This window comes from Ruegeria sp. BG10 (assembly GCF_056538575.1).
On record NZ_JBQFTI010000001.1, the window covers coordinates 444,572 to 465,483 of the forward strand.

Genomic DNA, 20,912 nt, shown 5'->3' on the forward strand with positions numbered 1-20,912 from the left:
GAATACTGTGGCGCCCCCAACATGGCGCAACATATTCCAACAAACCAGCAATGTTTGAGGAAGGTAGTATCTGGAGCGGGCGAGGCGATTCGAACGCCCGACCCTAACCTTGGCAAGGTTATGCTCTACCCCTGAGCTACGCCCGCATCAGATACTATGTTGGTCCGAAGACCTCTCAATGGAGCGGGCGAGGCGATTCGAACGCCCGACCCTAACCTTGGCAAGGTTATGCTCTACCCCTGAGCTACGCCCGCGCCGTTGAGTGAGGCGTGAAGTATAAATTCTGGCGCAAAGCTGCAAGGGGAAAAACGCATCTTTAGGCAAATTTCTTTTTTGCGACGGAAATCCTTGCGGTCACCGTTCTAACACCAAACGCAGGAAAGCTGTTGGAGGCCGCCGGTGAAACCAAGGGAACGAAACAAAATCATACTATTGGTTGGGCTAATGGCGGTCGCCACGGTCCTTTCGCACAAACCCGACAGGGCTGACGCGTCGGCCACACAGGTTTGGATACCCCCGCAAGAAGTTGCCACCGAGGTTCAGAAGGGGTGATCGATCTCAGCCCTGCGGGTTCGGGCCGGCAGCGCGAATGCTATTTGACCGGCTAAAAGGCCAGCGCCAGGTTCGCGAGGGCTGCGATAAGAAGCGTTGCGAAGGTCAGCGACATGCCCGCCTGACGCAGAATCACGATCTGCGGGGTCTTTCCGAAACCATAGGCATGCAACACCCGCCCGCTGAGAATCCCAAGGCCCAGCAGATTGACCAGCCAACCGCCGGCGCCCTGCAGTTCTGCCATGGCAATCAGGAGCAGCGCAAAAGGGGCATACTCGGCGAAATTGGAATGCGTCCGTATCGCCTTGAGCATGGCTGAGCTGCCGCCGTCGCCATAGGAAATCTTGTCGTCGCGTCGCTGGAAGATGACCCGGACGCTGAGCGCAACATACAGAATTGCCAGCAAAGCCGCATAAATCGGTGTGATAGTCAGCATGGCCTGTGTCCCTCCGCGGTGCCAAAAAACGGGCCGCCCGGTTGTCCGAGCGGCCCTGTTAATCGTAGAAGTTTAGGCCGGTTATTCCAGTTCGACCAGAAGGTCCTTTGCGTCAATCTGACCGCCGGGCTGGACATGGACGGCTTTGACCACTGCGTCGCGTTCGGCATGGATGCCGGTTTCCATCTTCATCGCTTCGATGGTCAGCAGCAGATCACCTTCCTTGACTTCTTGCCCCGCCACCGCGGCAACGGTGGCCACAACACCGGGCATCGGTGCGCCTACGTGGTTCGCGTTGCCGGCCTCGGCCTTGGGCCGTGCCTGTGTGGTCGATGTTACAAGCCGGTTCGGAACGCGGATCACACGGGGCTGGCCGTTGAGTTCAAAGAAGACTTTGACCTCGCCCTTTTCGTCAGTATCGCCAATGGCCTGACAGCGGATTTCCAGCGTCTTGCCCGGGTCGATCTCGGCGGTGATTTCTTCACCGGGCTCCATGCCATAGAAGAACGTGCGCGTGGGCAGGGTACGCACAGGGCCATAGGTCCGATGGCGGCCCATGTAATCCAGGAACACCTTGGGATACATCAGATATCCGTTCAGATCCTCGTCATCGACCTCTTTGCCTTCCAACTGCTGCGACAACTCGGTCCGGGTGGCCTCAAGATCCACGGCGGGCACATCTTTGCCGGGGCGGGCGGTATTCGGGGCCTCGTCCTTCAGCACCTTCTTGATGATCGTGTCGGGGAACCCGCCCGGAGGCTGACCCAGGTTGCCGCGCATCATGTCGACCACCGAGTCGGGGAAGGCCACATCGGTATCCGGGTCTTCGACCTGCGCGCGGGTCATGTTCTGGCTGACCATCATCAGCGCCATGTCGCCGACAACCTTCGAGGATGGCGTCACCTTGACGATATCGCCGAACATCTGGTTCACATCGGCATACATCTGCGCCACCTCGTGCCAGCGTTCCTCCAGCCCCAGCGAACGCGCCTGCGCCTTGAGGTTGGTGAACTGACCGCCGGGCATCTCGTGCAGATAGACCTCGGACGCCGGGGCCTGAAGGCTGGATTCGAAGGCTGCGTATTGGCCACGCACCGCCTCGAAATAGTCGCTGATTTCGCGGATTGCCTTGATGTCCAGCCCGGTGTCCCGCTCGGTATGGCGCAGCGCCTCGACCACGGTGCCCAGCGTCGCCTGGCTGGTGTTGCCGCTGAAGCTGTCCATCGCGCAGTCTACCGCATCCACGCCGGCCTCAGAGGCCGCAAGAATGGTCGCGCTGGCGATGCCCGCCGTGTCATGCGTGTGGAAATGGATCGGCAGACCGACCTCTTCCTTCAGAGCCCGGATCAGGATCTTGGCGGAAGCCGGCTTCAGCAGTCCCGCCATGTCCTTGAGGCCCAGCACATGTGCACCTGCATCGCGCAGATCCTTGGCCATGCCGACATAGTATTTCAGGTCATACTTTGCGCGGTCCGGATCAAGGATATCGCCGGTGTAACAAACGGTGCCTTCGCAGATTTTACCGTTCTCAACGACCGCATCCATCGCGACGCGCATGTTTTCGACCCAGTTCAGCGAGTCAAATACTCGGAACACGTCGATGTTGTGCGACGCCTGACGTACAAATTCGCGCACCACGTTGTCGGGATAGTTGGTGTAGCCAACCCCATTTGCGCCGCGCAGCAGCATCTGCGTCATCAGGTTCGGCATCGCCTCGCGCAGGTCGCGCAGGCGTTGCCACGGGCATTCCTGCAAAAAGCGATAGGCCACGTCGAAGGTCGCGCCGCCCCAGCATTCGACGCTGAAAAGCTGCGGCAGGTTCGCGGCATAGCTGGGTGCCACCTTGATCATGTCGATCGACCGCATCCGGGTCGCCAGCAGCGACTGATGCCCGTCGCGCATGGTGGTGTCAGTGATCAGCAACTGCCGCTGCGCTTTCATCCAGTCGGCCACGGCCTGCGGGCCTTTCTGCTCCAGCAGGTTGCGGGTTCCCATCTGGGGTTCGGCCTTCAGCGCGGGGGGCTTGGCCTCTTTCAGATCGGCACGCGGCTCGGGCCGGTCCTTGGTTTCCGGGTGCCCGTTCACCGTGATGTCGGCAATATAGGTCAGCACCTTGGTGCCCCGGTCGCGGCGACGCTTGAAGGTGAACAGGTCCGGCGTCGTGTCGATGAACTTGGTTGTGTATTCGTTCGACAGGAATGTGGGATGTTTCAGCAGGTTGATGACAAAGTCGATATTGGTGCTGACGCCGCGGATGCGGAACTCGCGCAGGGCCCGGTCCATACGGCTGATCGCCTTGTCAGGCGTGGGGGCCCAGGCGGTGACCTTGGTCAGCAGCGAGTCGTAATACCGCGTGATCACCCCGCCCGCATAGGCCGTACCGCCATCTAAGCGGATGCCCATACCGGTGGCCGAACGATAAGCGGTGATGCGGCCATAGTCGGGGATGAAATTGTTCTGCGGGTCCTCGGTGGTGATCCGCGTTTGCAGGGCGTGGCCATTTAGTTGCACGTCAGCCTGGCTGGCCGCGCCGGTGGCCTCGGCCAGGGATTTCCCCTCGGCGATCAGAATCTGCGCCTGAACGATGTCGATGCCGGTGACTTCCTCGGTGACGGTGTGTTCAACCTGCACGCGCGGGTTCACTTCGATGAAGTAGAACTTGCCGGTTTCCATATCCATCAGGAACTCGACCGTGCCCGCGCATTCATAGTTCACATGAGCACAGATTTTCCGGCCCAGCTCACAAATCTCGGTGCGCTGTTCTTCGGACAGATAGGGGGCAGGGGCGCGTTCCACGACCTTCTGGTTGCGGCGCTGGACCGAGCAATCGCGTTCGTAGAGGTGATAGATCTCGCCATGTTTATCGCCGAGGATCTGTACCTCGACATGGCGGGCGCGGGTGATCATCTTTTCCAGATACCCCTCGCCATTGCCGAACGCGGCTTCGGCCTCTCGGCGGCCTTCCAGCACCTTTTCTTCCAGTTCATCCTCGGACTGGATCGGGCGCATACCGCGTCCACCGCCGCCCCAGGAAGCCTTCAGCATCAGGGGATAACCGATTTCGGCAGCTTCCTTGCGGATCGCGTCCATGTCGTCGCCCAGTACCTCGGTCGCAGGGATTACCGGCACACCGGCCGCGATGGCGACGCGCCGGGCGCTGGCCTTGTCACCCAAGGCGCGCATGGTTTCTGCCTTGGGGCCGATGAAGGTAATGCCGTTCTGAACGCAGGCATCCACGAAATCCGGGTTCTCGGACAGCAGGCCATAGCCCGGGTGGATCGCATCTGCACCACATTCTTTAGCCACGCGGATGATTTCATCGATCGAAAGATAGGCGGCAACCGGCCCCATCCCTTCGCCAATGCGATATGCCTCATCCGCCTTGAAACGATGCAGGCCCAGCTTGTCCTCCTCGGCAAAGACGGCAACGGTGCGTTTTCCCATCTCATTGGCTGCGCGCATCACGCGAATGGCAATCTCGCCGCGATTGGCGATCAGGATCTTGTTGAAGTCGGTCATGTCAGGTCCCGGTCCTACTTGTTTGGCCGTGTTCATAGGCGGACAATACGCGCTCGTATATCAGTCGTTCTGGGTAGAACCGGCATGTTAACGCTCGCAAACGCCTTCTGTTAGCGCTATCTTTCTATACGTGCTGCGTTGCGGCATCAATCAGTGTCTCGATCGGTGGCAACTGATCCAGCGTTTCCGCGCCCAGCTGTCCCATATTCGCCGTCATATCCTGCCGCAGAATATCGATGACATGGGCCGGTCCGCGCGCGCCCAATGCGGCAAGACCATACAGGAAAGCCCGCCCAAGCATAACAAAATCAGCTCCCAACGCCCTGGCGCGCAGAACATCAAGGCCGCCTTCGATGCCGCTGTCAAAAATCAGCGGCAGGTTCGTCGCTCCGCGGATCGCCGGAAGCACCTCGATACTGGCCGGCGCGCCATCGAATTGCCGGCCCCCATGATTCGAAACCCAGAGCGCGTCGACGCCCGCCTGTTGCAGCAGCTCGGCGTCCTTGGCCCGCATCACGCCCTTTAAGACAAACGGACCGTCCCACGCATCCCGCAGCCACTTTACATATTCCATGTCCGGCGAGGTTCGCAGCAGGTATCCGATATGAGCGGTCGGCGGCAGGGCGCTATTGCCGTCGATGTATTTGTCCAGAGTCCGCATTCTCGGCATACCGCGCCGCGCCATTCCCAGAGCCCATCCGGGTCTTTGCGCAACTTGCAAGAGCAGCCTTGGGATCAGTCGCGGCGGGTTGGTCAGGCCCGAGCGAGTCTGCCGCTCGCGCCGGGATGCGACAGGGACGTCAGCGGTCAGGATGAGCGTCGAGAACCCCGCCGATTTTGCGCGGCTCAGAATGTCCTTGCGGATATTGGGGTCTCTCGGAGGGTAAAGCTGAAACCAGGCGTTTGGGCCTAGAAAAGGGGCCATTTCCTCGGGGCTTTGGCTCGCCACCGTCGACAGGACATAGGGCAATCCCGCTGCGGCGGCGGCCCGCGCCAGCAGTTTTTCCGCGTCGGGCCAGATCAGCCCGCACATTCCGATGGGCGCCATGCCAACAGGCAGCGGGTAGTCCTGGCCCAGAAACCGCGTGCTGGTATCGCAGTTGATTGGTCCATGCAGGATCGAGGGCAGGAATCCGATACGGTCCAGCGCGTCCCTGTTGCGGTGCAGAGTGGCTTCGTTGCCGGTGCCGCTGGCCAGATACTCCCAGACGAAATGCGGGATTCTGCGCCGCGCGCGGCGTTTCAGATCGGCAATGCCGGGGAATGTACTGTGCAGGTCCATGTGAATTGATCCGACCTGCCACGCGATTCTGCAAGGATTTCAGGCCGCTGGTGCAGGCGGGGCCGCGTTAGGCGGTTGCGCAGGCCTCCGTTTGGTCCTTTCGGCCTCTGGAATTGCCGCAGAAACCGACCGGGCAGCCTGCACCTGGTTGCGCCCTTTGTCTTTGGCTGTGTACAGCGCGTCATCTGCGGCGCGCATCAAATCCTGTGGCATGGTCCCATGCGCCGGGTAATGGGCCACGCCAACCGAGATCGTGATACGCGGCAGCGATTTTTCGCCATAGCGGACCGTGACCGCCTCGACCGCCTGGCGCAGCTGTTCAGCTCGCGTCATCGCGTCGTCCGGCGTGTTGTCCGGCAGGATTAGCATGAACTCCTCACCGCCGATGCGACAGGCAACCTCGTCCCGGTCGCAACCTTGTTCCAGCGCCGAACCCACGGCCCGCAGAACCATGTCCCCGGCGTCATGCCCATGCGTGTCGTTGAACTTTTTGAAGTGATCGACATCCACGGCGATCAGGCTCAGCTGTGCGCCGGTTTGCTGGCTGCGGCTGATGGCTTTGCGCAGGGTTTCGGTCATGTGCCGGCGGTTGAACAGCCCGGTCAAGGGATCCCGGACCGACTGATCGTGCAACTGATCCCGCATCCGCACATTTGCGATTGCCATGCTGATTTGTTCGGCGCAGAGCTGCGCCAGTTTCTTGCTGGCGTGAAACGAGTCGTCGGTGCCTTCGTGGGCGCGCAGGTGCAGCAATCCAACGGTTTCGCCATGGGCCAGAATAGGGAAACAGAAATAGGGCCGCCCGTCATGCGGTTCTGCATGTTCGCAGACAAAGTCGATCTCGGACGCCCCGTATTCATAGGTCCGGCCCCGTCGCAGACCCCAGCAGCCTTCGGGGTGTATATGCGCCTTATGTGTTCCTCCGTTCCAGCTGGCGCAGCCGTCCAGAACGTCCCGCGAATTCGAGTAGACATAAACGCTGCCTTCCGCCTCGGGCAGGATATGGGTCATGAACCGCGAAACCATGTCGAACAGTTCGTCCAGAGACCGGCTGGATTGCAGCCATTCGTTCAACTCGCCCAGCAACCGAACCTCACGTGCAAGGCGAAGCTGGTCATCCATCAACTCGCGTTCTTTGGCGGCGCGGATGCGCAGATCGCGCACCTGCCGACGATTCGTCCGATGGATCACCAGAATAACCGCCGTCAGCGCCAGCAGCGACACCGCGCAAAGCACTGTCAGAGATAGCCGCACACGGGTGATGAACAGGTCCCGTTGTGGCGTGATGTCCGAATAGAACTCAATCGCGCCCAGAAACCGCCCGTCTTTGATGACCGGGGTATATATCTCGGCCACATGGCAGGTTTTCTTGCCGCTGGCCTCCATACTCTCCATGTCGAAAGACCGAACCTCGGAGATCGGTTTTTCTTCGTGCTTGTAGTACATATTCCCTGTGGCAATGACCTCTTTGAAATAGGGGTTGGCGTTCACCGACCCGACATCCGCCTTGCGGGTTGACCAGAACACACGCCCGGATGCATCGAACAGTTTGAAACGGTAGATGTCCGTGGTTTCTGGCAAAAGCTCCAGAAACTCCTGATCGTGTTCGTCCAGAATGCCGTGTCCAAATGTGGCCTCAACGTCGTGAAGATGGGTTGCGACCTGCTGATTCAGTTGCGCCGCACGGTGCCGCAGATCCGATTCCAGCATCCGGTCGACCACCGGCGCCGGTATTGCGTAGATCCCCCATCCCGCAAGCACCGTCAGCGCCACCAGCATCAGCGAGATGCCCGCGGTTTTCAGGCCCGATGTCCGGCCCTTTATGTCATTCTGTTTCATTTCCCGCGCTCCCACAGCTTTGGGTCAAGCATCTTTGGTAAGGTTTTACGGGGAGTTAACGGCGATGGCGCGTTTGTTTAGAATTAAGCTGAAACCATGCAAAACCCTTGTGAACAAGCCGTGAACAAACTCTTTCCCTCGGCGCGCATCCGGCGTAGTTTGGACCCATGAGCAGTTATGACGAAATGGACGCCTTTGAAGGCGCATCGCTGTCCGCGCGGGCGATGGCGACGCGCCCGACGCCCTATCTGGACGAGTTGAACCCGGCGCAGCGTGAAGCGGTTGAGCGTCTGGACGGCCCGGTACTGATGCTGGCCGGTGCGGGGACGGGTAAAACCAAGGCCCTGACTGCCCGTATTGCGCATTTGCTGAGTACCGGCCGGGCACGCCCGAACGAGATTTTGTCGGTCACTTTCACAAACAAGGCCGCGCGCGAGATGAAGGAGCGTGTCGGCCGCCTGCTGGGACAGCCGGCAGAAGGGATGCCGTGGCTGGGCACCTTCCACTCGATCTGTGTCAAGCTGTTGCGTCGCCACGCAGAGCTGGTGGATCTCAAATCAAACTTCACCATTCTGGACACCGACGATCAGTTGCGCCTGCTCAAGCAACTGGTCCAGGCCGCCAAAATCGACGATAAACGCTGGCCTGCACGGATGCTGGCCGGGATTATCGACGATTGGAAGAACTGCGCGCTGACGCCGGACAAGGTGCCTGCTGCGGATGCCGGGGCCTATAACGACAAGGGTATCGAGCTATACGCTCAGTACCAGACCCGCCTGCGGGAACTGAACGCGGTGGATTTCGGCGACCTGCTTTTGCATATGGTCACTATCTTCCAGACCCATCAGGATGTGCTGGAGCAATATCAACGTTGGTTCCGCTACATCCTCGTGGATGAATATCAGGATACCAACGTTGCCCAATACCTCTGGCTGCGCCTGCTGGCCGGGGCGCATAAGAACATCTGCTGTGTGGGCGATGACGATCAGTCGATCTATGGCTGGCGCGGGGCCGAAGTGGGCAACATCCTGCGGTTCGAAAAGGATTTCCCCGGCGCCTTCGTGGTGCGGCTGGAGCAGAACTATCGCTCGACCCCGCATATTCTGGCGGCCGCGTCGAATGTCATTCGCGGCAATGAAAGCCGTCTGGGCAAGGAGTTGTGGACCGAAGCGGAAGAGGGGCACAAGGTCCATCTGATCGGTCATTGGGATGGCGAGGAAGAGGCCCGCTGGATCGGTGAGGAAATTGATGCCTTACAGGGGGGCACACGCGGAATTCGTCAGATGAATCTCGATGAAATCGCCATCCTCGTGCGCGCTTCTCATCAAATGCGCGCATTCGAAGATCGGTTTCTGACCATCGGACTGCCCTACAAGGTGATCGGCGGCCCGCGGTTCTATGAGCGGATGGAGATTCGCGATGCCATGGCCTATTTCCGGCTGGTGGTCAGCCCCGGAGACGATCTGGCCTTCGAGCGGATTGTGAATACGCCCAAACGCGGCCTTGGCGACAAGGCGCAGCAGACGATTCAGATGACGGCGCGGGAAAATGGGGTGTCTCTGGTCGACGGCGCGCGAATCGCGGTCGACAACGGGCTGATCAAGGGCAAGGGCGGCAAGGCGCTGCGCGAGTTGATTGACGGGTTGGCGCGGTGGAACGCGATGACGCGCGGGCCACGGCTTGAGGTCGACGACGAGTCGGTGATTGATGACGGTGCCCCCCTGCGGTTCGGCGAGCCTGAAATATCGCATATCGAACTGGCACAAGTCGTTCTGGACGAATCCGGCTATACCGCGCACTGGCAGAACGAAAAGACACCCGAGGCACCGGGGCGGCTGGAAAACCTCAAGGAACTGGTCAATCAGCTCGACAATTTCGAAAATCTGCAGGGGTTCCTGGAGCATGTCAGCCTGGTCATGGACAATGAGCAGGAGGGCGACGGGGCCAAGGTCTCGATCATGACGCTGCATGCGGCCAAGGGGCTGGAGTTTCCCGCTGTGTTCCTGCCGGGGTGGGAGGACGGGCTGTTCCCCTCGCAGCGGTCGATGGACGAATCCGGAATCAAGGGATTGGAAGAGGAACGGCGGCTGGCCTATGTCGGCATCACCCGGGCGGAAGAGGTCTGCACGATTTCCTTTGCCGCCAACAGACGGGTATTCGGGCAGTGGCAGAACTCGATGCCGTCGCGCTTCATCGATGAATTGCCCGAAGACCATGTTGAGGTTTTGACGCCCCCGGGGCTTTACGGCGGGGGACAGCATGCGGCCAGTATCGAAACCCGCGCGGCAGAGGCAAATGTCTATAACTCGCCCGGGTGGAAACGGATGCAGGCGCGGCAGGGGCAGTATGGAACCTCTCAGCCACGCGAAAGCCGCAATACGGTGATCGACGCCACGGCAGTCGCCAGCTTCACACTGGGCGAGCGCGTGTTTCACCAGAAATTCGGCTATGGCGCGGTGATCGGTATCGAGGGGGACAAGGTCGAGGTCGATTTCGACAAGGCAGGGGTCAAGAAAGTCGTCTCGCGGTTCCTGTCAGCCAAGGACGACGTGCCCTTTTAGTCAAATCGAATGTGCCTGGCGGCACATGCTCTGCCCTTTCTGGGGCGCCCGGCACCGGCCGAGGCGCCCATTTCTTTGTCCGTGAAAACAAAAACGGCGGTTCCCAGGGAGGAGGAGGGGAACCGCCGTTCTTTTCAACACCAGGGCAGGGAGGAGGAGAGCCCCGATGTATCCGAACCCGGGTCTGATCCCGGTATGAGGAAGACGCGGCGACGTCAGGGAGGAGGAGAGACGTCGCCGCGCACTTTCAACACCGGGAAAGGGAGGAGGAATACCCGGTGTGTTCGTGTCCGGCGTCCATGGCCGGTATAAGGGGCGGCGACATCAGGGAGGAGGAGAGATGCCGCCGCTGAAATACAGGTCCTTAAGGGAGGAGGAAGGACCTGATCTCGGTTATGTGGTGTTGCGCTTAGTGCGCAAAATGTTCTTCGGCCGCCTGCTGCGCCAGACGACGGATCATCGAGCGGTGCAGGCCAAGGTCGGCCAGTTCGCGATCCGACAGTTCGGACAATTCGCTGACCGTCTGGCGATAGACGCGATAGCGGGCGAACCGGGTCTTTGCAGCCTCGATCAGCGAAGCCAGGCCGGTTGTCGGAGCGCCTTTGAGCGCGGTCTGATGTGTTGCTACAGCCATTTGCGTAACCCGTATTATTGTGTTGCTGCCGGTGTGTCCGGCGTTTGCTTGAGACTGAAAATAAGTGAATGCTGCGATTGCACAATAGCTGACGGTGTCAATGCTGCTATGCAGCAAACGCATAGATATCAACGCGTTGCGATCCCGGTGGCGAATTCCCTTGAAAATAAGGGTTTTGGCTGCGCCTTTTCTGAGGTGCGGAAAACTTCGTGTTTTTTGGCTTGCCGGGTTCTGCCCCTTCTTTGTGCGGTGTCTTCCGAAATTTGTGCGTTATGAAATTGGGAGGGATCGGTGATGGGGAGTCATCGAACCAATATGGGAAATCGTGGGCAGTTTGCGGAAGGGGTGCAAATGCGCCGTCCCGCCCCAATTGATTCGTTGGGTTGGACCCGTTCGATCTGGTCTTTCGGCGCAATAATCGCCTCTTGGTGAATAATTATTGGGAAATCGTGGGACAAGGTGGGCGCGCAGCTATACTACAATATGTAGCGATCATAATTTGACAGATGCGCATTTATGGTGATTTCGGAGTATTTTCATTTAGCTTTCGCTCCGATATTAAGTGATTCCGGAGCTGGCTTCGAAAATTTTCCTGTTGATTTCCATGAATTCCCATGGCATCCCTTATTCATCCGATGAGGACGAGGTACATGGGGCGCCAAACGACCCCGAACCAACAAAAACAGGTTTCATACAGGCATCTCGCTTTCATCAATCAAGAGATCCGGCGCGCGGGCGAGCAGACATCCCCCCAGGTGGCGCGCGCAGCTGGACATCCCGCAAAGCGGGTCAATGCGGCGGGTTGATCAGTGGCAGCAGATCAACCCGCCGTTTTTCATCCGGGGGAAAATGTAGGTGGGGCGCAAGCGAAAGGGACAGTCGTCTTGGCGCGCAGGTTCAGAGGTGAAAGCCACCACAAGGTGGATGCGAAAGGCAGGGTATCAATCCCGGCCTCTTTTCGCCGTGTGCTTGAAGCTTCGGACCCGAACTGGCAGCCCGGTGACAGCCCTGAACTGGTGATTGTCTATGGCGACCACCGCCGCAAATTCCTTGAATGTTACACGATGCAGGCGATTGACGAGGTCGACGCCAAGGTCGACGCGCTGCCGCGCGGCTCGATGCAACGGAAGATGCTGCAGCGCATGTTCCATGGCCAGTCTTTCCCGACCACGGTAGACGAAACAGGAAGGCTGGTGTTGCCTGCCAAGCTGCGCAGCAAGATCGGGCTTGAGGGCGAGGCCTTCTTTATCGCCGCCGGCGATACGTTCCAGATCTGGAAGCCCGAGACCTACGAATCCGTTGAACTGGCCGCTGCCGAAGAATGGCTCGACGATCAGCCCGAGGATTTCGACCCTCTGGAATTCCTAGACGGCACCGGGGATGCCTAGCGGCATGACCGGCGCGGATACCCCTTCGGACAAACCTCATATCCCTGTTTTGCTGCGTCCGTTGCTGGCAGCCGTAGCGCCCGTGACCGGTGTCTGGCTGGACGGGACGTTTGGTGCCGGCGGCTATACCCGTGGTTTGTTGGAGGCCGGGGCGGACAAGGTCATTGGCGTGGATCGGGACCCGCTGGCCTTTGAGATGGCGGCGGATTGGGCGAGTGCCTATGGTGGCCGGCTGGTGATGCAACCCGGAGTGTTTTCGCGCATGGACGAATATGCGCAGGATTTGGATGGGGTGGTTCTGGATCTCGGCGTTTCGTCTATGCAGTTGGATCAGGCCGAGCGCGGCTTTTCTTTCATGAAAGACGGCCCTCTGGACATGCGTATGAGCCAGGAGGGCGAAAGCGCAGCCGATCTGGTGAACAACGCGACCGAGGCGCAACTGGCCGATATCCTGTTTCACTATGGTGAGGAACGCGCCAGCCGCCGTATCGCCAAGGCCATCGTCAGGGCGCGGGCCGAAGAACCGATCACCACAACGCTGCGACTGGTTGAGATCATCGAATCCTGTCTGCCGCGTCCGAAACCGGGGCAGTCGCACCCGGCCACGCGCAGCTTTCAGGGGCTGCGGATAGCGGTGAACGCCGAATACGAAGAACTGTTTCAGGGCCTCATGGCTGCCGAACGGGCGTTGAAACCGGGCGGGCAGCTTGCCGTGGTCACCTTTCACTCGATCGAGGACCGGATGGTCAAACGGTTCTTTCAGTCCCGTGCCGGCAAGACAGGGCGCGCCAATCGCTATGCGCCCGAGGTGGAACAGGAACAGCCGCAATTCACGCTCAAGACCCGCAAGGCCGTGGGTCCGGACGCGGAAGAGTTGCGGGACAATCCGCGTGCGCGCTCAGCCAAGCTGCGTGTTGCAATTCGGACCGAGGCTCCGGCCGGGGAAATTGATGCCCGCGCCATCGGCATGCCGCAATTGGGGGAAAGGGCAAGATGAAGAGTGTTTTGTATGTGTTGACTGCTCTGGCCGTATTTGGACTGGCGCTGTGGGCGTATCAGGAGAATTACCGCACCCAGCAGGTGGTGAAGGAAACGCAGAAACTGCAGCGTGAGATTGGTATGGCGCAGGTGCGGCTGGCCGTGTTGAATGCGGAATGGGCCTATCTGAACCGTCCCGACCGTTTGCGCGAACTGGCGGATCTGAACTTTGAGCGCCTGGGCCTGCTGCCCCTGCGTGCGGAACAGTTCGGTCGTGCGGATCAGATCGCATATGCCGAGGACCCCGACCTGCCGATTGTCGACCCGATCGAACTGCAGGCTATCACCGACACCCAGGCGCTGGGTGAGGTGCAGATCCCATGACCCGCACGCCTCTGCGTCCTCTGGCCCGCATTCTTGACGCCCGCGCGCGCGGTGAAAACCCCAAGACGATTGAACGCGAAAACATCCGGCGCCGTCACGAAGACATGAAGGACCGCGCCCGCGCCCGGGCCGAAGGGCGTCTGCTGGTGCTGGGTCTGTTCTTTTTCTGCGCCTTTTCAGTGGTGGGCTTTCGCATGGGCATGCTGGCCACGTCCGAGGCGCAGGAACCGCTGGCCTCAGCCCCCGGTGCCGCAATTGCGATGCAGCGCGCCAATATCGTGGATCGCGAAGGGCGCATTCTGGCGACCAATCTGGACACCTATTCGGTTTACGCCCAGCCGCCCTTGATGATCGACCCGATTGCGGCTGCTGATCAGTTGGTGGCGATCTTTCCCGATCTGGAGAAAGAACGACTGGTCAAAGATTTCACGGGCAATCGCAAATTCCTGTGGATCAAAAAGCGTATCTCTCCCGAACAGAAACAGGCGGTTCACGATATCGGTGATCCCGGCATACTGTTCGGCCCGCGCGAAATGCGGCTGTATCCGAACGGACGTCTGGCAGCGCATATCCTGGGCGGTTCCGGCTTTGGCCGCGAAGGCGTGAGCGCTGCCGAGGTCATCGGTGTGGCCGGTGTCGAGAAACAGTTCGACGACTATCTGCGCGACCCGGCCAATGGCAACAAACCCCTGCAACTGTCGTTGGACCTGACCGTTCAGGCGGCGGTCGAGCAGGTGCTTTACGGCGGCATGAGGATCATGAATGCCAAGGGTGCCTCGGCCGTTCTGATGAATGCGCATACGGGCGAGGTGGTCTCGGCCGCGTCGCTGCCGTCCTTCGACCCCAACGATCGCCCGCGCCCGCCGACATCGGGGTTTGATCCCTCGGACAGCCCTCTGTTCAATCGTTATGTGCAGGGCGTTTACGAATTGGGCTCGGTCTTCAAGATCTTTACCGCTGCACAGGCGGTTCAACTGGGGTTGGTGAACGCGAACACCATCATCGACACGTCGGGTCCGATGAAGATTGGCCGTTTTCCGATCGGCGAGTTCAACGGCAAGAACTATGGCAAGATCAGCGTTTCGGACGTGATCGTCCACAGCTCGAACCGGGGCACCGGGCGGCTGGCGCTGCAAATCGGGGCGCAACGGCAGCAGGATTTCCTTCAGTCCCTTGGCATGTTCGAACCCACCCCGTTCGAGATTGTCGAGGCCGCAGGGGGCGAGCCGCTGAAGCCCAGGAAATGGGGCGAGCTGAGCACCGTGACCATTTCTTATGGCCACGGGCTGTCGACCAGCCCGATGCATCTGGCTGCGGGTTATGCGGCGATTGCTAATGGCGGGTATTATGTCAGCCCGACCGTCCTGCGCAAAAACGGCCCGCAATATGGCCCGCGCGTGTTGTCGGAAAGTGCCGCGAAACAGGCGCAGAAAATGCTGCGTCGTGTAGTGACTGACGGCACGGCCAGTTTCGGGGATGTGGCCGGGTATGATGTGGCCGGCAAGACCGGGACGGCCGACAAGCCGAAACCGCGCGGCGGTTATTATGACGACAAGGTCATTGCCACCTTTGCCACCCTCTTCCCCGCCTACGACCCCAAATACGTGCTGATCGTCACTTTGGATGAGCCGTCCATCGTCGCCTATGGCGAAAAGCGGCGCACGGCGGGCTGGACGGCAGTTCCCGTCGCGGCAGAACTGATCGGTCGCGTCGCCCCTTTGCTGGGTCTGCGTCCACGGCTTGAGCCTGAGGCGGGCGCTGCTATAACGCTGACCTCAAATTAGGCTGTCCGAAAAGAGGTGGGGCATGGGCGCAAGGACAAAGAAACTCAGCCAACTGGCCCTGACCGCACGGGGGGGCGTCAATCCCGACATCACCGGGCTGGCCGTCGACAGCCGTGAGGTTCAGGAGGGTTACCTCTTTGCGGCGCTGCCCGGCACGCGGGTTCACGGCGGTGAGTTCATTCAGTTCGCCCTGCGTATGGGCGCGGCTGCCATTCTGACGGATGCCGAGGGCGCGGAGATCGCAGCAAGTGAACTGGCCGCGTCTGACGCAGCCCTGATTGTCGTCGAAGACCCCCGCCAGGCACTGGCCGGATGCGCCGCGCTGTGGTTCGGCGCGCAACCGCAGACCATTGTCGCGGTCACGGGGACCAACGGCAAAACCTCCGTCGCCACTTTTGTGCGTCAGATCTGGATGGAGCTGGGTCACGCGGCGGTGAATCTTGGCACAACCGGGGTCGAAGGCGCATGGAGCGCGCCGCTGGCCCACACGACCCCCGAACCGATCACGCTGCATCGGTGTCTGGCCGAGGCCGCCGAAAACGGTGTGACCCATGCCGCGATGGAGGCATCCTCGCACGGGCTGGAACAGCGCCGACTGGATGGCGTGCACCTGACGGCGGCCGGGTTTTCAAACTTCACGCAGGACCATCTGGACTATCACGAAACATTCGAAGCCTATTTCAACGCAAAGGCCGGGTTGTTTGACCGTGTGCTGCCACAGGATGGCACAGCCGTCATCAACATGAGCGACCCAAAAGGCGCTGCCCTTTGCAAAATCGCCGAGGCGCGCGGCCAATCGGTGCTGCGGGTCGGTTTGGGGGACGCCGATCTTTGCCTGATGAACCAGCGCTTTGACTCGACGGGCCAGGATTTGCGCTTTGCCTGGCAGGGTAAAACGTTCCAGACCCGGCTGAACCTGATCGGCGGGTTTCAGGCCGAGAACATCCTGCTGGCATGCGGATTGGTCATCGCCGCCGGGGAAGAGCCCGAGCGTGTCTTCGAAACCCTGCCGCACCTGTCCACAGTGCGCGGTCGGATGCAGTTGGCCGCGACCCGGGAAAACGGCGCCGCCGTGTTTGTGGATTACGCCCATACGCCCGACGCGGTGGCGACCGCCCTCAGGGCGCTGCGCCCGCATGTCATGGGCCGCCTGATCGCCATAGTTGGTGCAGGCGGGGATCGCGATGCCACCAAACGCCCATTGATGGGCAAGGCGGCGTCGGATCACGCAGATATCGTCTTTGTCACCGATGACAACCCGCGCAGCGAAGATCCGGCCACCATTCGCGCCGCCGTTTTGCTGGGTGCGCCCGAAGCGACCGAGGTTGGCGACCGGGCCGAAGCCATTCTGCGCGGCATTGATGCCTTGCAACCCGGCGATGCGCTGTTGATAGCGGGCAAGGGGCACGAAACCGGGCAGATCGTAGGGGATCAGGTTCTGCCCTTCGATGATGTCGAACAGGCCAGTATCGCGGTTGCCGCTCTGGATGGGAGGGTCGCATGACGCTCTGGACTGCGGCAGAGGCCGCGCAGGCGACCGGTGGGCGTGCCACCACGGATTGGCGGGCGGATGGTGTTTCCATCGACACCCGTACATTGCAACCCGGGGACCTGTTCGTTGCATTGAAGGCCGCGCGGGATGGGCATGACTTTGTGGCGCAGGCTCTGGAAAAGGGGGCCGGGGCCGCCTTGGTATCGCGCATCCCCGATGGCGTGCCCGAGGATGCGCCGCTGTTGATCGTTGCGGATGTGCAGAAAGGCCTGGAGGCGCTGGGGCAGGCGGCGCGCCAGCGTAGCAATGCGAAAGTCGTTGGCGTTACCGGCAGCGTCGGCAAGACGTCGACCAAGGAAATGCTGGCAACGATCCTTGAAACACAGGGGAAAACGCATGCCAGCGTCGCCAGCTACAACAACCATTGGGGCGTACCTTTGACGCTGGCCCGGATGCCGCGCGACACCGAATTCGCCGTGATCGAGATTGGAATGAACCACCCCGGAGAGATTGCGCCGCTGGCCCGGCAGGCCCGCCCTCATGTGGCGCTGGTGACAACAGTGGCCGCGGTGCATCTGGAGGCGTTCGACTCGGTCGCCGGAATCGCGCATGAAAAGGCGGCGATATTTGACGGGCTGTCACAAGGCGGGTCCGCCATCGTGAATGCCGACATTGATCATTCAGACATTCTGCGGAGCTGTGCCCGCGATCGCGGTGCAAAAACGGTCGAGTTCGGCCGGAACGGCGCGGATTACAAACTGACGGAAGTGTCTCAACGGCCCGACTCGGTTCATGCGGCGGCGTCTGTTGCGGGCAGGACAGTCTCGTTTAACGTAGGGTCCGCAGGTACACATTTTGCGATGAACGCGCTTGGGGCATTGGCTGCTTGCGTCGAATTGGGTGTCGATCTGGATCAGGCCGTCGCCGGACTTGGCGCGTGGTCGCCCGTCAAGGGGCGCGGGGTGCGGGAACAGATCACGCTTTCAAATGGCGGTCAGATCGAATTGCTGGATGACAGCTATAACGCGAACCCGACCTCGATGGAGGCCGCGCTGGACGTTCTGGCCGCATCGCAGGCGGCTCGCCGCATCGCATTTCTGGGCGATATGAAAGAGTTGGGAGCCCTGGAAACCGTCATGCACGCCGACATGGCTGGTGTCGCGGCGATGGCGCGGGTCGATCAGGTGCATTGCATCGGCCCGCTGATGCAGGCGCTGCATCAGGCTCTGCCCGAAGAAAAGCGCGGGCTTTGGTTTATGACCAGCGACGAGATGGCCGCGCAGCTGACGGATCTGGTGCGCCCGGGCGACACAGTGCTGGCAAAAGGATCGCTGAGCATGGCGCTGGCCCGGATTGTTGACGGTTTGCGTAAAATGGGGCAAGGGGGCGCGCTTGACCCATGATTGCCGCGTAAGAGAGGTATTGAAATGCTCTATTGGTTGACCGCCCTGTCGGATGGAGGGGATTTCTGGAACCTCTTCCGCTATATCACGTTCCGTGCGGGCGGGGCCTTTCTGACGGCGCTGATTTTCGGGTTCATCTTTGGCAAGCCTCTGATCAACGTGCTGCGCAAAAAACAGGGCAAGGGTCAGCCGATCCGGGATGACGGTCCCGAGGGTCATTTCTCGAAAGCCGGAACCCCGACCATGGGCGGGTTGCTGATCGTTGGGGCGCTGGTGACTTCGACACTGGCCTGGGCGCGATGGGACAACCCCTATGTCTGGATGGTGTTGTTCGTGACGCTGGCCTATGCGGCGATAGGCTTTGCGGATGATTACGCCAAGGTTTCGAAACAGAATACCCAGGGTGTTTCAGGCCGGATGCGGCTGGCGCTGGGGGTCATTATTGCGGTTCTGGCATCGCTCTGGGCGACGTTGCACCACCCTGATGCATTGCAGAACCAACTGGCGGTGCCGGTGTTCAAGGATACGCTGGTCAATCTTGGGATATTCTACATTCCTTTTGCCATCGTGGTGATTGTCGGGGCCGCGAACGCGGTCAACCTGACCGATGGGCTGGACGGGCTGGCGATCATGCCCGCAATGATTGCTGCATCGACGCTGGGGATCATCGCCTATGCGGTGGGTCGGGTCGACTTTACCGAGTATCTGGATGTGCATTACGTGCCGGGAACCGGCGAGATTTTCATCTTTACCTCAGCGTTGTTCGGCGCGGGGCTTGGGTTCCTGTGGTATAACGCGCCGCCCGCCGCGGTGTTCATGGGCGACACCGGTTCACTGGCGCTGGGGGGCGCGCTGGGTGCCATTGCTGTGGCCACCAAGCACGAACTGGTGCTGGCGGTTGTCGGTGGTCTTTTTGTGGTCGAAGCGCTGAGCGTGATCATTCAGGTTCTGTATTTCAAGCGCACCGGGCGCCGCGTGTTCCTGATGGCACCGATCCACCACCATTATGAGAAAAAGGGCTGGGCCGAGCCGACCATCGTGATCCGGTTCTGGATCATCTCGCTGATCCTGGCGATGATCGGTCTGGCAACGCTGAAAGTCCGATAAATCTCCCGCCAGGTTCGGCGGACCTGTGGTCCGACTGCCACCTGTTGGGCCCGGCTCGCGCTGGAGCGCGAGCCTTTGCCACCCTTGCCATCGGTGACCTCTTCTGCGCAGTGTGGCCGCCAATCGGACGGCAAAAAAGGGTAGGTCAGAATGATCCCGGTCAAAGGGTTTTCAGGGCAAAATGTTGCGGTTCTGGGGCTTGGCAGGTCGGGTCTGGCTGCCGCCCGCGCATTGCGGGCTGGCAAGGCCGAGCCAGTCTGTTGGGATGACAATCCCGCCGCCCGCGAAACGGCCGAGGCCGAGGGCTTCACTTGCATCGACCTGCACCGTCACGGGGCGTTTGACGACATCGCCGCGCTGATCGTTTCGCCCGGAATCCCGCATCTTTACCCCGAGCCAAACCCGGTCGTCGCGGCGGCATTGGATGCCGGTGTTCCGGTCGACAATGATATCGGTCTGTTCTTCAGGTCTTTCGCCGGGCCGGAGTGGAACAGGTTTGACACCCCGCCGCGCGTGATCGCGGTTACCGGGTCGAACGGGAAATCGACTACGGCGGCCCTGATCCATCACATCCTGACCGCAGCCGGGCGCGCGGCGCAACTGGCCGGAAATATCGGGCGCGGCGTGCTGGATATCGATCCCGGCAGCGATGGGTCGGTCGTAGTGCTGGAGCTTTCCAGTTATCAGACCGAACTGGCGCGTGCCCTGACGCCGGACATTGCAGTTTTCACCAACCTGTCGCCGGACCATCTGGACCGGCACGGAGGGATGGGCGGCTATTTCGCAGCCAAGCGCAGACTTTTTGCCGAAGGTGGCCCTGACCGCGCGATCATCGGCATTGACGAAAAAGAAGGCGCGTTTCTTGCAGGGCAGCTGTCGGAAGGGCCTGCGGACGATCAGGTGATCCGCATCTCGGTGGCGCGAAAGCTGACCGGGCCGGGCTGGCAGGTCTTTGCGCGCAAGGGGTTCCTGTCGGAGTACCGCAAGGGCCGGCAGGCGGGCTCGATCGACCTGCGTGAGATCAGAGGGCTGCCCGGAGCGCATAACCACCAGAACGCCTGCGCCGCCTACGCAGCCTGCCGCGCGCTGGGCCTGGCGCCCCGCGTGATCGAGGATGCGCTGCACAGTTACCCCGGTTTGCCGCATCGCAGCCAGATCATCGCCGAAGCAGACGGAGTGACTTATGTGAACGATTCCAAGGCAACAAATGTGGACAGCGCGCTCAAGGCGCTGAGCGCCTTTGCAAAGATCCGTTGGATTTGTGGCGGGTTGCAGAAAGAAGGCGGCCTGGATGCCCTGAATGGCGCCGCCGATCAGGTGATCAAGGCCTATGTCATCGGGCGCGAGGCAGCCGGATTCGCCATGCAGTTGCAGGCTGAGGCGCAGGTTTGCACCACTATGGCGGCCGCCGTTGAACAGGCGATCGCCGATGCACAGCCGGGTGAGACGATCCTGCTGGCCCCGGCCGCGGCCAGCTTTGATCAATATGACAATTTCGAACAACGCGGCGAAGACTTTGTGGCGCAGGTCCGGCAGCGGCTGGCCGATTAGGT

14 protein-coding genes and 2 tRNA genes are annotated in these 20,912 nt (G+C 60.7%); 9 read left to right on the top strand and 7 right to left on the bottom strand.

Annotated elements, in window-relative coordinates; translation table 11 throughout:
* Nucleotides 1-71: 71 nt before the first annotated feature.
* From ACR0D8_RS02190 to ACR0D8_RS02215, 6 genes are all read right to left on the bottom strand, one after another.
* Nucleotides 72-146: transfer RNA gene (locus ACR0D8_RS02190), tRNA-Gly, on the bottom strand.
* 33 nt (nucleotides 147-179) lie between these two features.
* Nucleotides 180-254 (bottom strand) — tRNA-Gly (locus tag ACR0D8_RS02195).
* A gap of 350 nt (nucleotides 255-604) precedes the next feature.
* Complete coding sequence (locus ACR0D8_RS02200) at nucleotides 605-988, bottom strand: MAPEG family protein (RefSeq protein WP_480644333.1); 384 nt, start codon at nucleotides 986-988, stop codon at nucleotides 605-607.
* An 81-nt stretch (nucleotides 989-1,069) separates the two neighbouring features.
* A complete protein-coding gene (locus ACR0D8_RS02205) occupies nucleotides 1,070-4,507 on the bottom strand; it encodes a pyruvate carboxylase (protein ID WP_480644335.1) in 3,438 nt (1,145 codons plus the stop codon).
* A gap of 124 nt (nucleotides 4,508-4,631) precedes the next feature.
* Nucleotides 4,632-5,789, bottom strand: coding sequence for an alpha-hydroxy acid oxidase (locus ACR0D8_RS02210; protein WP_480644337.1), 1,158 nt, complete (start codon nucleotides 5,787-5,789; stop codon nucleotides 4,632-4,634).
* Between the two features lie 39 nt (nucleotides 5,790-5,828).
* Nucleotides 5,829-7,628 carry a diguanylate cyclase gene (locus tag ACR0D8_RS02215; protein WP_480644338.1) on the bottom strand — a complete coding sequence of 600 codons (1,800 nt, stop codon included), beginning with the start codon at nucleotides 7,626-7,628 and terminating at the stop codon, nucleotides 5,829-5,831.
* A gap of 167 nt (nucleotides 7,629-7,795) precedes the next feature.
* Here ACR0D8_RS02215 and ACR0D8_RS02220 point away from each other — a divergent pair, with 167 nt between their 5' ends.
* On the top strand, nucleotides 7,796-10,189 hold the full coding sequence (locus ACR0D8_RS02220; protein WP_480644340.1) for an ATP-dependent helicase: 2,394 nt from the start codon (nucleotides 7,796-7,798) through the stop codon (nucleotides 10,187-10,189).
* Nucleotides 10,190-10,598: 409 nt separating this feature from the next.
* On the opposite strand, the gene ACR0D8_RS02225 is transcribed toward ACR0D8_RS02220, so the two are convergent.
* On the bottom strand, nucleotides 10,599-10,823 hold the full coding sequence (locus tag ACR0D8_RS02225; protein ID WP_475158948.1) for a DUF1127 domain-containing protein: 225 nt from the start codon (nucleotides 10,821-10,823) through the stop codon (nucleotides 10,599-10,601).
* An 884-nt stretch (nucleotides 10,824-11,707) separates the two neighbouring features.
* Between ACR0D8_RS02225 and mraZ the strand changes: the two genes are divergently transcribed.
* From mraZ to murD, 8 genes are all read left to right on the top strand, one after another.
* A complete protein-coding gene (gene mraZ / locus ACR0D8_RS02230) occupies nucleotides 11,708-12,211 on the top strand; it encodes a division/cell wall cluster transcriptional repressor MraZ (protein WP_480644341.1) in 504 nt (167 codons plus the stop codon).
* Between the two features lie 4 nt (nucleotides 12,212-12,215).
* The gene (rsmH, locus tag ACR0D8_RS02235; RefSeq protein ID WP_480644342.1) at nucleotides 12,216-13,208 is read left to right on the top strand and encodes a 16S rRNA (cytosine(1402)-N(4))-methyltransferase RsmH; all 993 of its coding nucleotides are present in this window, start codon (nucleotides 12,216-12,218) and stop codon (nucleotides 13,206-13,208) included.
* Entirely contained in the window at nucleotides 13,205-13,573 is a 369-nt protein-coding gene (gene ftsL / locus ACR0D8_RS02240; protein WP_475158957.1) for a cell division protein FtsL, read from the top strand. The genes rsmH and ftsL overlap by 4 nt, the downstream gene beginning before the upstream one ends.
* Nucleotides 13,570-15,357, top strand: a complete 1,788-nt coding sequence (locus tag ACR0D8_RS02245) for a peptidoglycan D,D-transpeptidase FtsI family protein (protein WP_480644345.1) — start codon at nucleotides 13,570-13,572, stop codon at nucleotides 15,355-15,357. Before ftsL ends, ACR0D8_RS02245 begins: the two co-directional genes overlap by 4 nt.
* 22 nt (nucleotides 15,358-15,379) lie before the next feature.
* Nucleotides 15,380-16,861, top strand: coding sequence for a UDP-N-acetylmuramoyl-L-alanyl-D-glutamate--2,6-diaminopimelate ligase (locus ACR0D8_RS02250; protein ID WP_480644347.1), 1,482 nt, complete (start codon nucleotides 15,380-15,382; stop codon nucleotides 16,859-16,861).
* Nucleotides 16,858-18,252, top strand: coding sequence for a UDP-N-acetylmuramoyl-tripeptide--D-alanyl-D-alanine ligase (locus ACR0D8_RS02255; protein WP_480644348.1), 1,395 nt, complete (start codon nucleotides 16,858-16,860; stop codon nucleotides 18,250-18,252). The genes ACR0D8_RS02250 and ACR0D8_RS02255 overlap by 4 nt, the downstream gene beginning before the upstream one ends.
* A 24-nt stretch (nucleotides 18,253-18,276) precedes the next feature.
* Complete coding sequence (mraY, locus tag ACR0D8_RS02260; RefSeq protein ID WP_475158963.1) at nucleotides 18,277-19,359, top strand: phospho-N-acetylmuramoyl-pentapeptide-transferase; 1,083 nt, start codon at nucleotides 18,277-18,279, stop codon at nucleotides 19,357-19,359.
* A gap of 150 nt (nucleotides 19,360-19,509) precedes the next feature.
* Entirely contained in the window at nucleotides 19,510-20,910 is a 1,401-nt protein-coding gene (murD, locus tag ACR0D8_RS02265; protein ID WP_480644349.1) for a UDP-N-acetylmuramoyl-L-alanine--D-glutamate ligase, read from the top strand.
* Nucleotides 20,911-20,912 lie beyond the last annotated feature (2 nt).

Bases quoted from the DNA above. Each gene is read 5' to 3' on its own strand.
- ACR0D8_RS02215 (WP_480644338.1), bottom strand. From the start codon at position 7,628: ATGAAACAGAATGACATAAAGGGCCGGACATCGGGCCTGAAAACCGCG.
- ACR0D8_RS02220 (WP_480644340.1), top strand. From the start codon at position 7,796: ATGAGCAGTTATGACGAAATGGACGCCTTTGAAGGCGCATCGCTGTCC.
- ACR0D8_RS02250 (WP_480644347.1), top strand. From the start codon at position 15,380: ATGGGCGCAAGGACAAAGAAACTCAGCCAACTGGCCCTGACCGCACGG.
- murD (WP_480644349.1), top strand. From the start codon at position 19,510: ATGATCCCGGTCAAAGGGTTTTCAGGGCAAAATGTTGCGGTTCTGGGG.
- ftsL (WP_475158957.1), top strand. From the start codon at position 13,205: ATGAAGAGTGTTTTGTATGTGTTGACTGCTCTGGCCGTATTTGGACTG.
- ACR0D8_RS02205 (WP_480644335.1), bottom strand. From the start codon at position 4,507: ATGACCGACTTCAACAAGATCCTGATCGCCAATCGCGGCGAGATTGCC.
- ACR0D8_RS02200 (WP_480644333.1), bottom strand. From the start codon at position 988: ATGCTGACTATCACACCGATTTATGCGGCTTTGCTGGCAATTCTGTAT.
- ACR0D8_RS02225 (WP_475158948.1), bottom strand. From the start codon at position 10,823: ATGGCTGTAGCAACACATCAGACCGCGCTCAAAGGCGCTCCGACAACC.
- ACR0D8_RS02210 (WP_480644337.1), bottom strand. From the start codon at position 5,789: ATGGACCTGCACAGTACATTCCCCGGCATTGCCGATCTGAAACGCCGC.
- ACR0D8_RS02245 (WP_480644345.1), top strand. From the start codon at position 13,570: ATGACCCGCACGCCTCTGCGTCCTCTGGCCCGCATTCTTGACGCCCGC.
- rsmH (WP_480644342.1), top strand. From the start codon at position 12,216: ATGACCGGCGCGGATACCCCTTCGGACAAACCTCATATCCCTGTTTTG.
- ACR0D8_RS02255 (WP_480644348.1), top strand. From the start codon at position 16,858: ATGACGCTCTGGACTGCGGCAGAGGCCGCGCAGGCGACCGGTGGGCGT.
- mraY (WP_475158963.1), top strand. From the start codon at position 18,277: ATGCTCTATTGGTTGACCGCCCTGTCGGATGGAGGGGATTTCTGGAAC.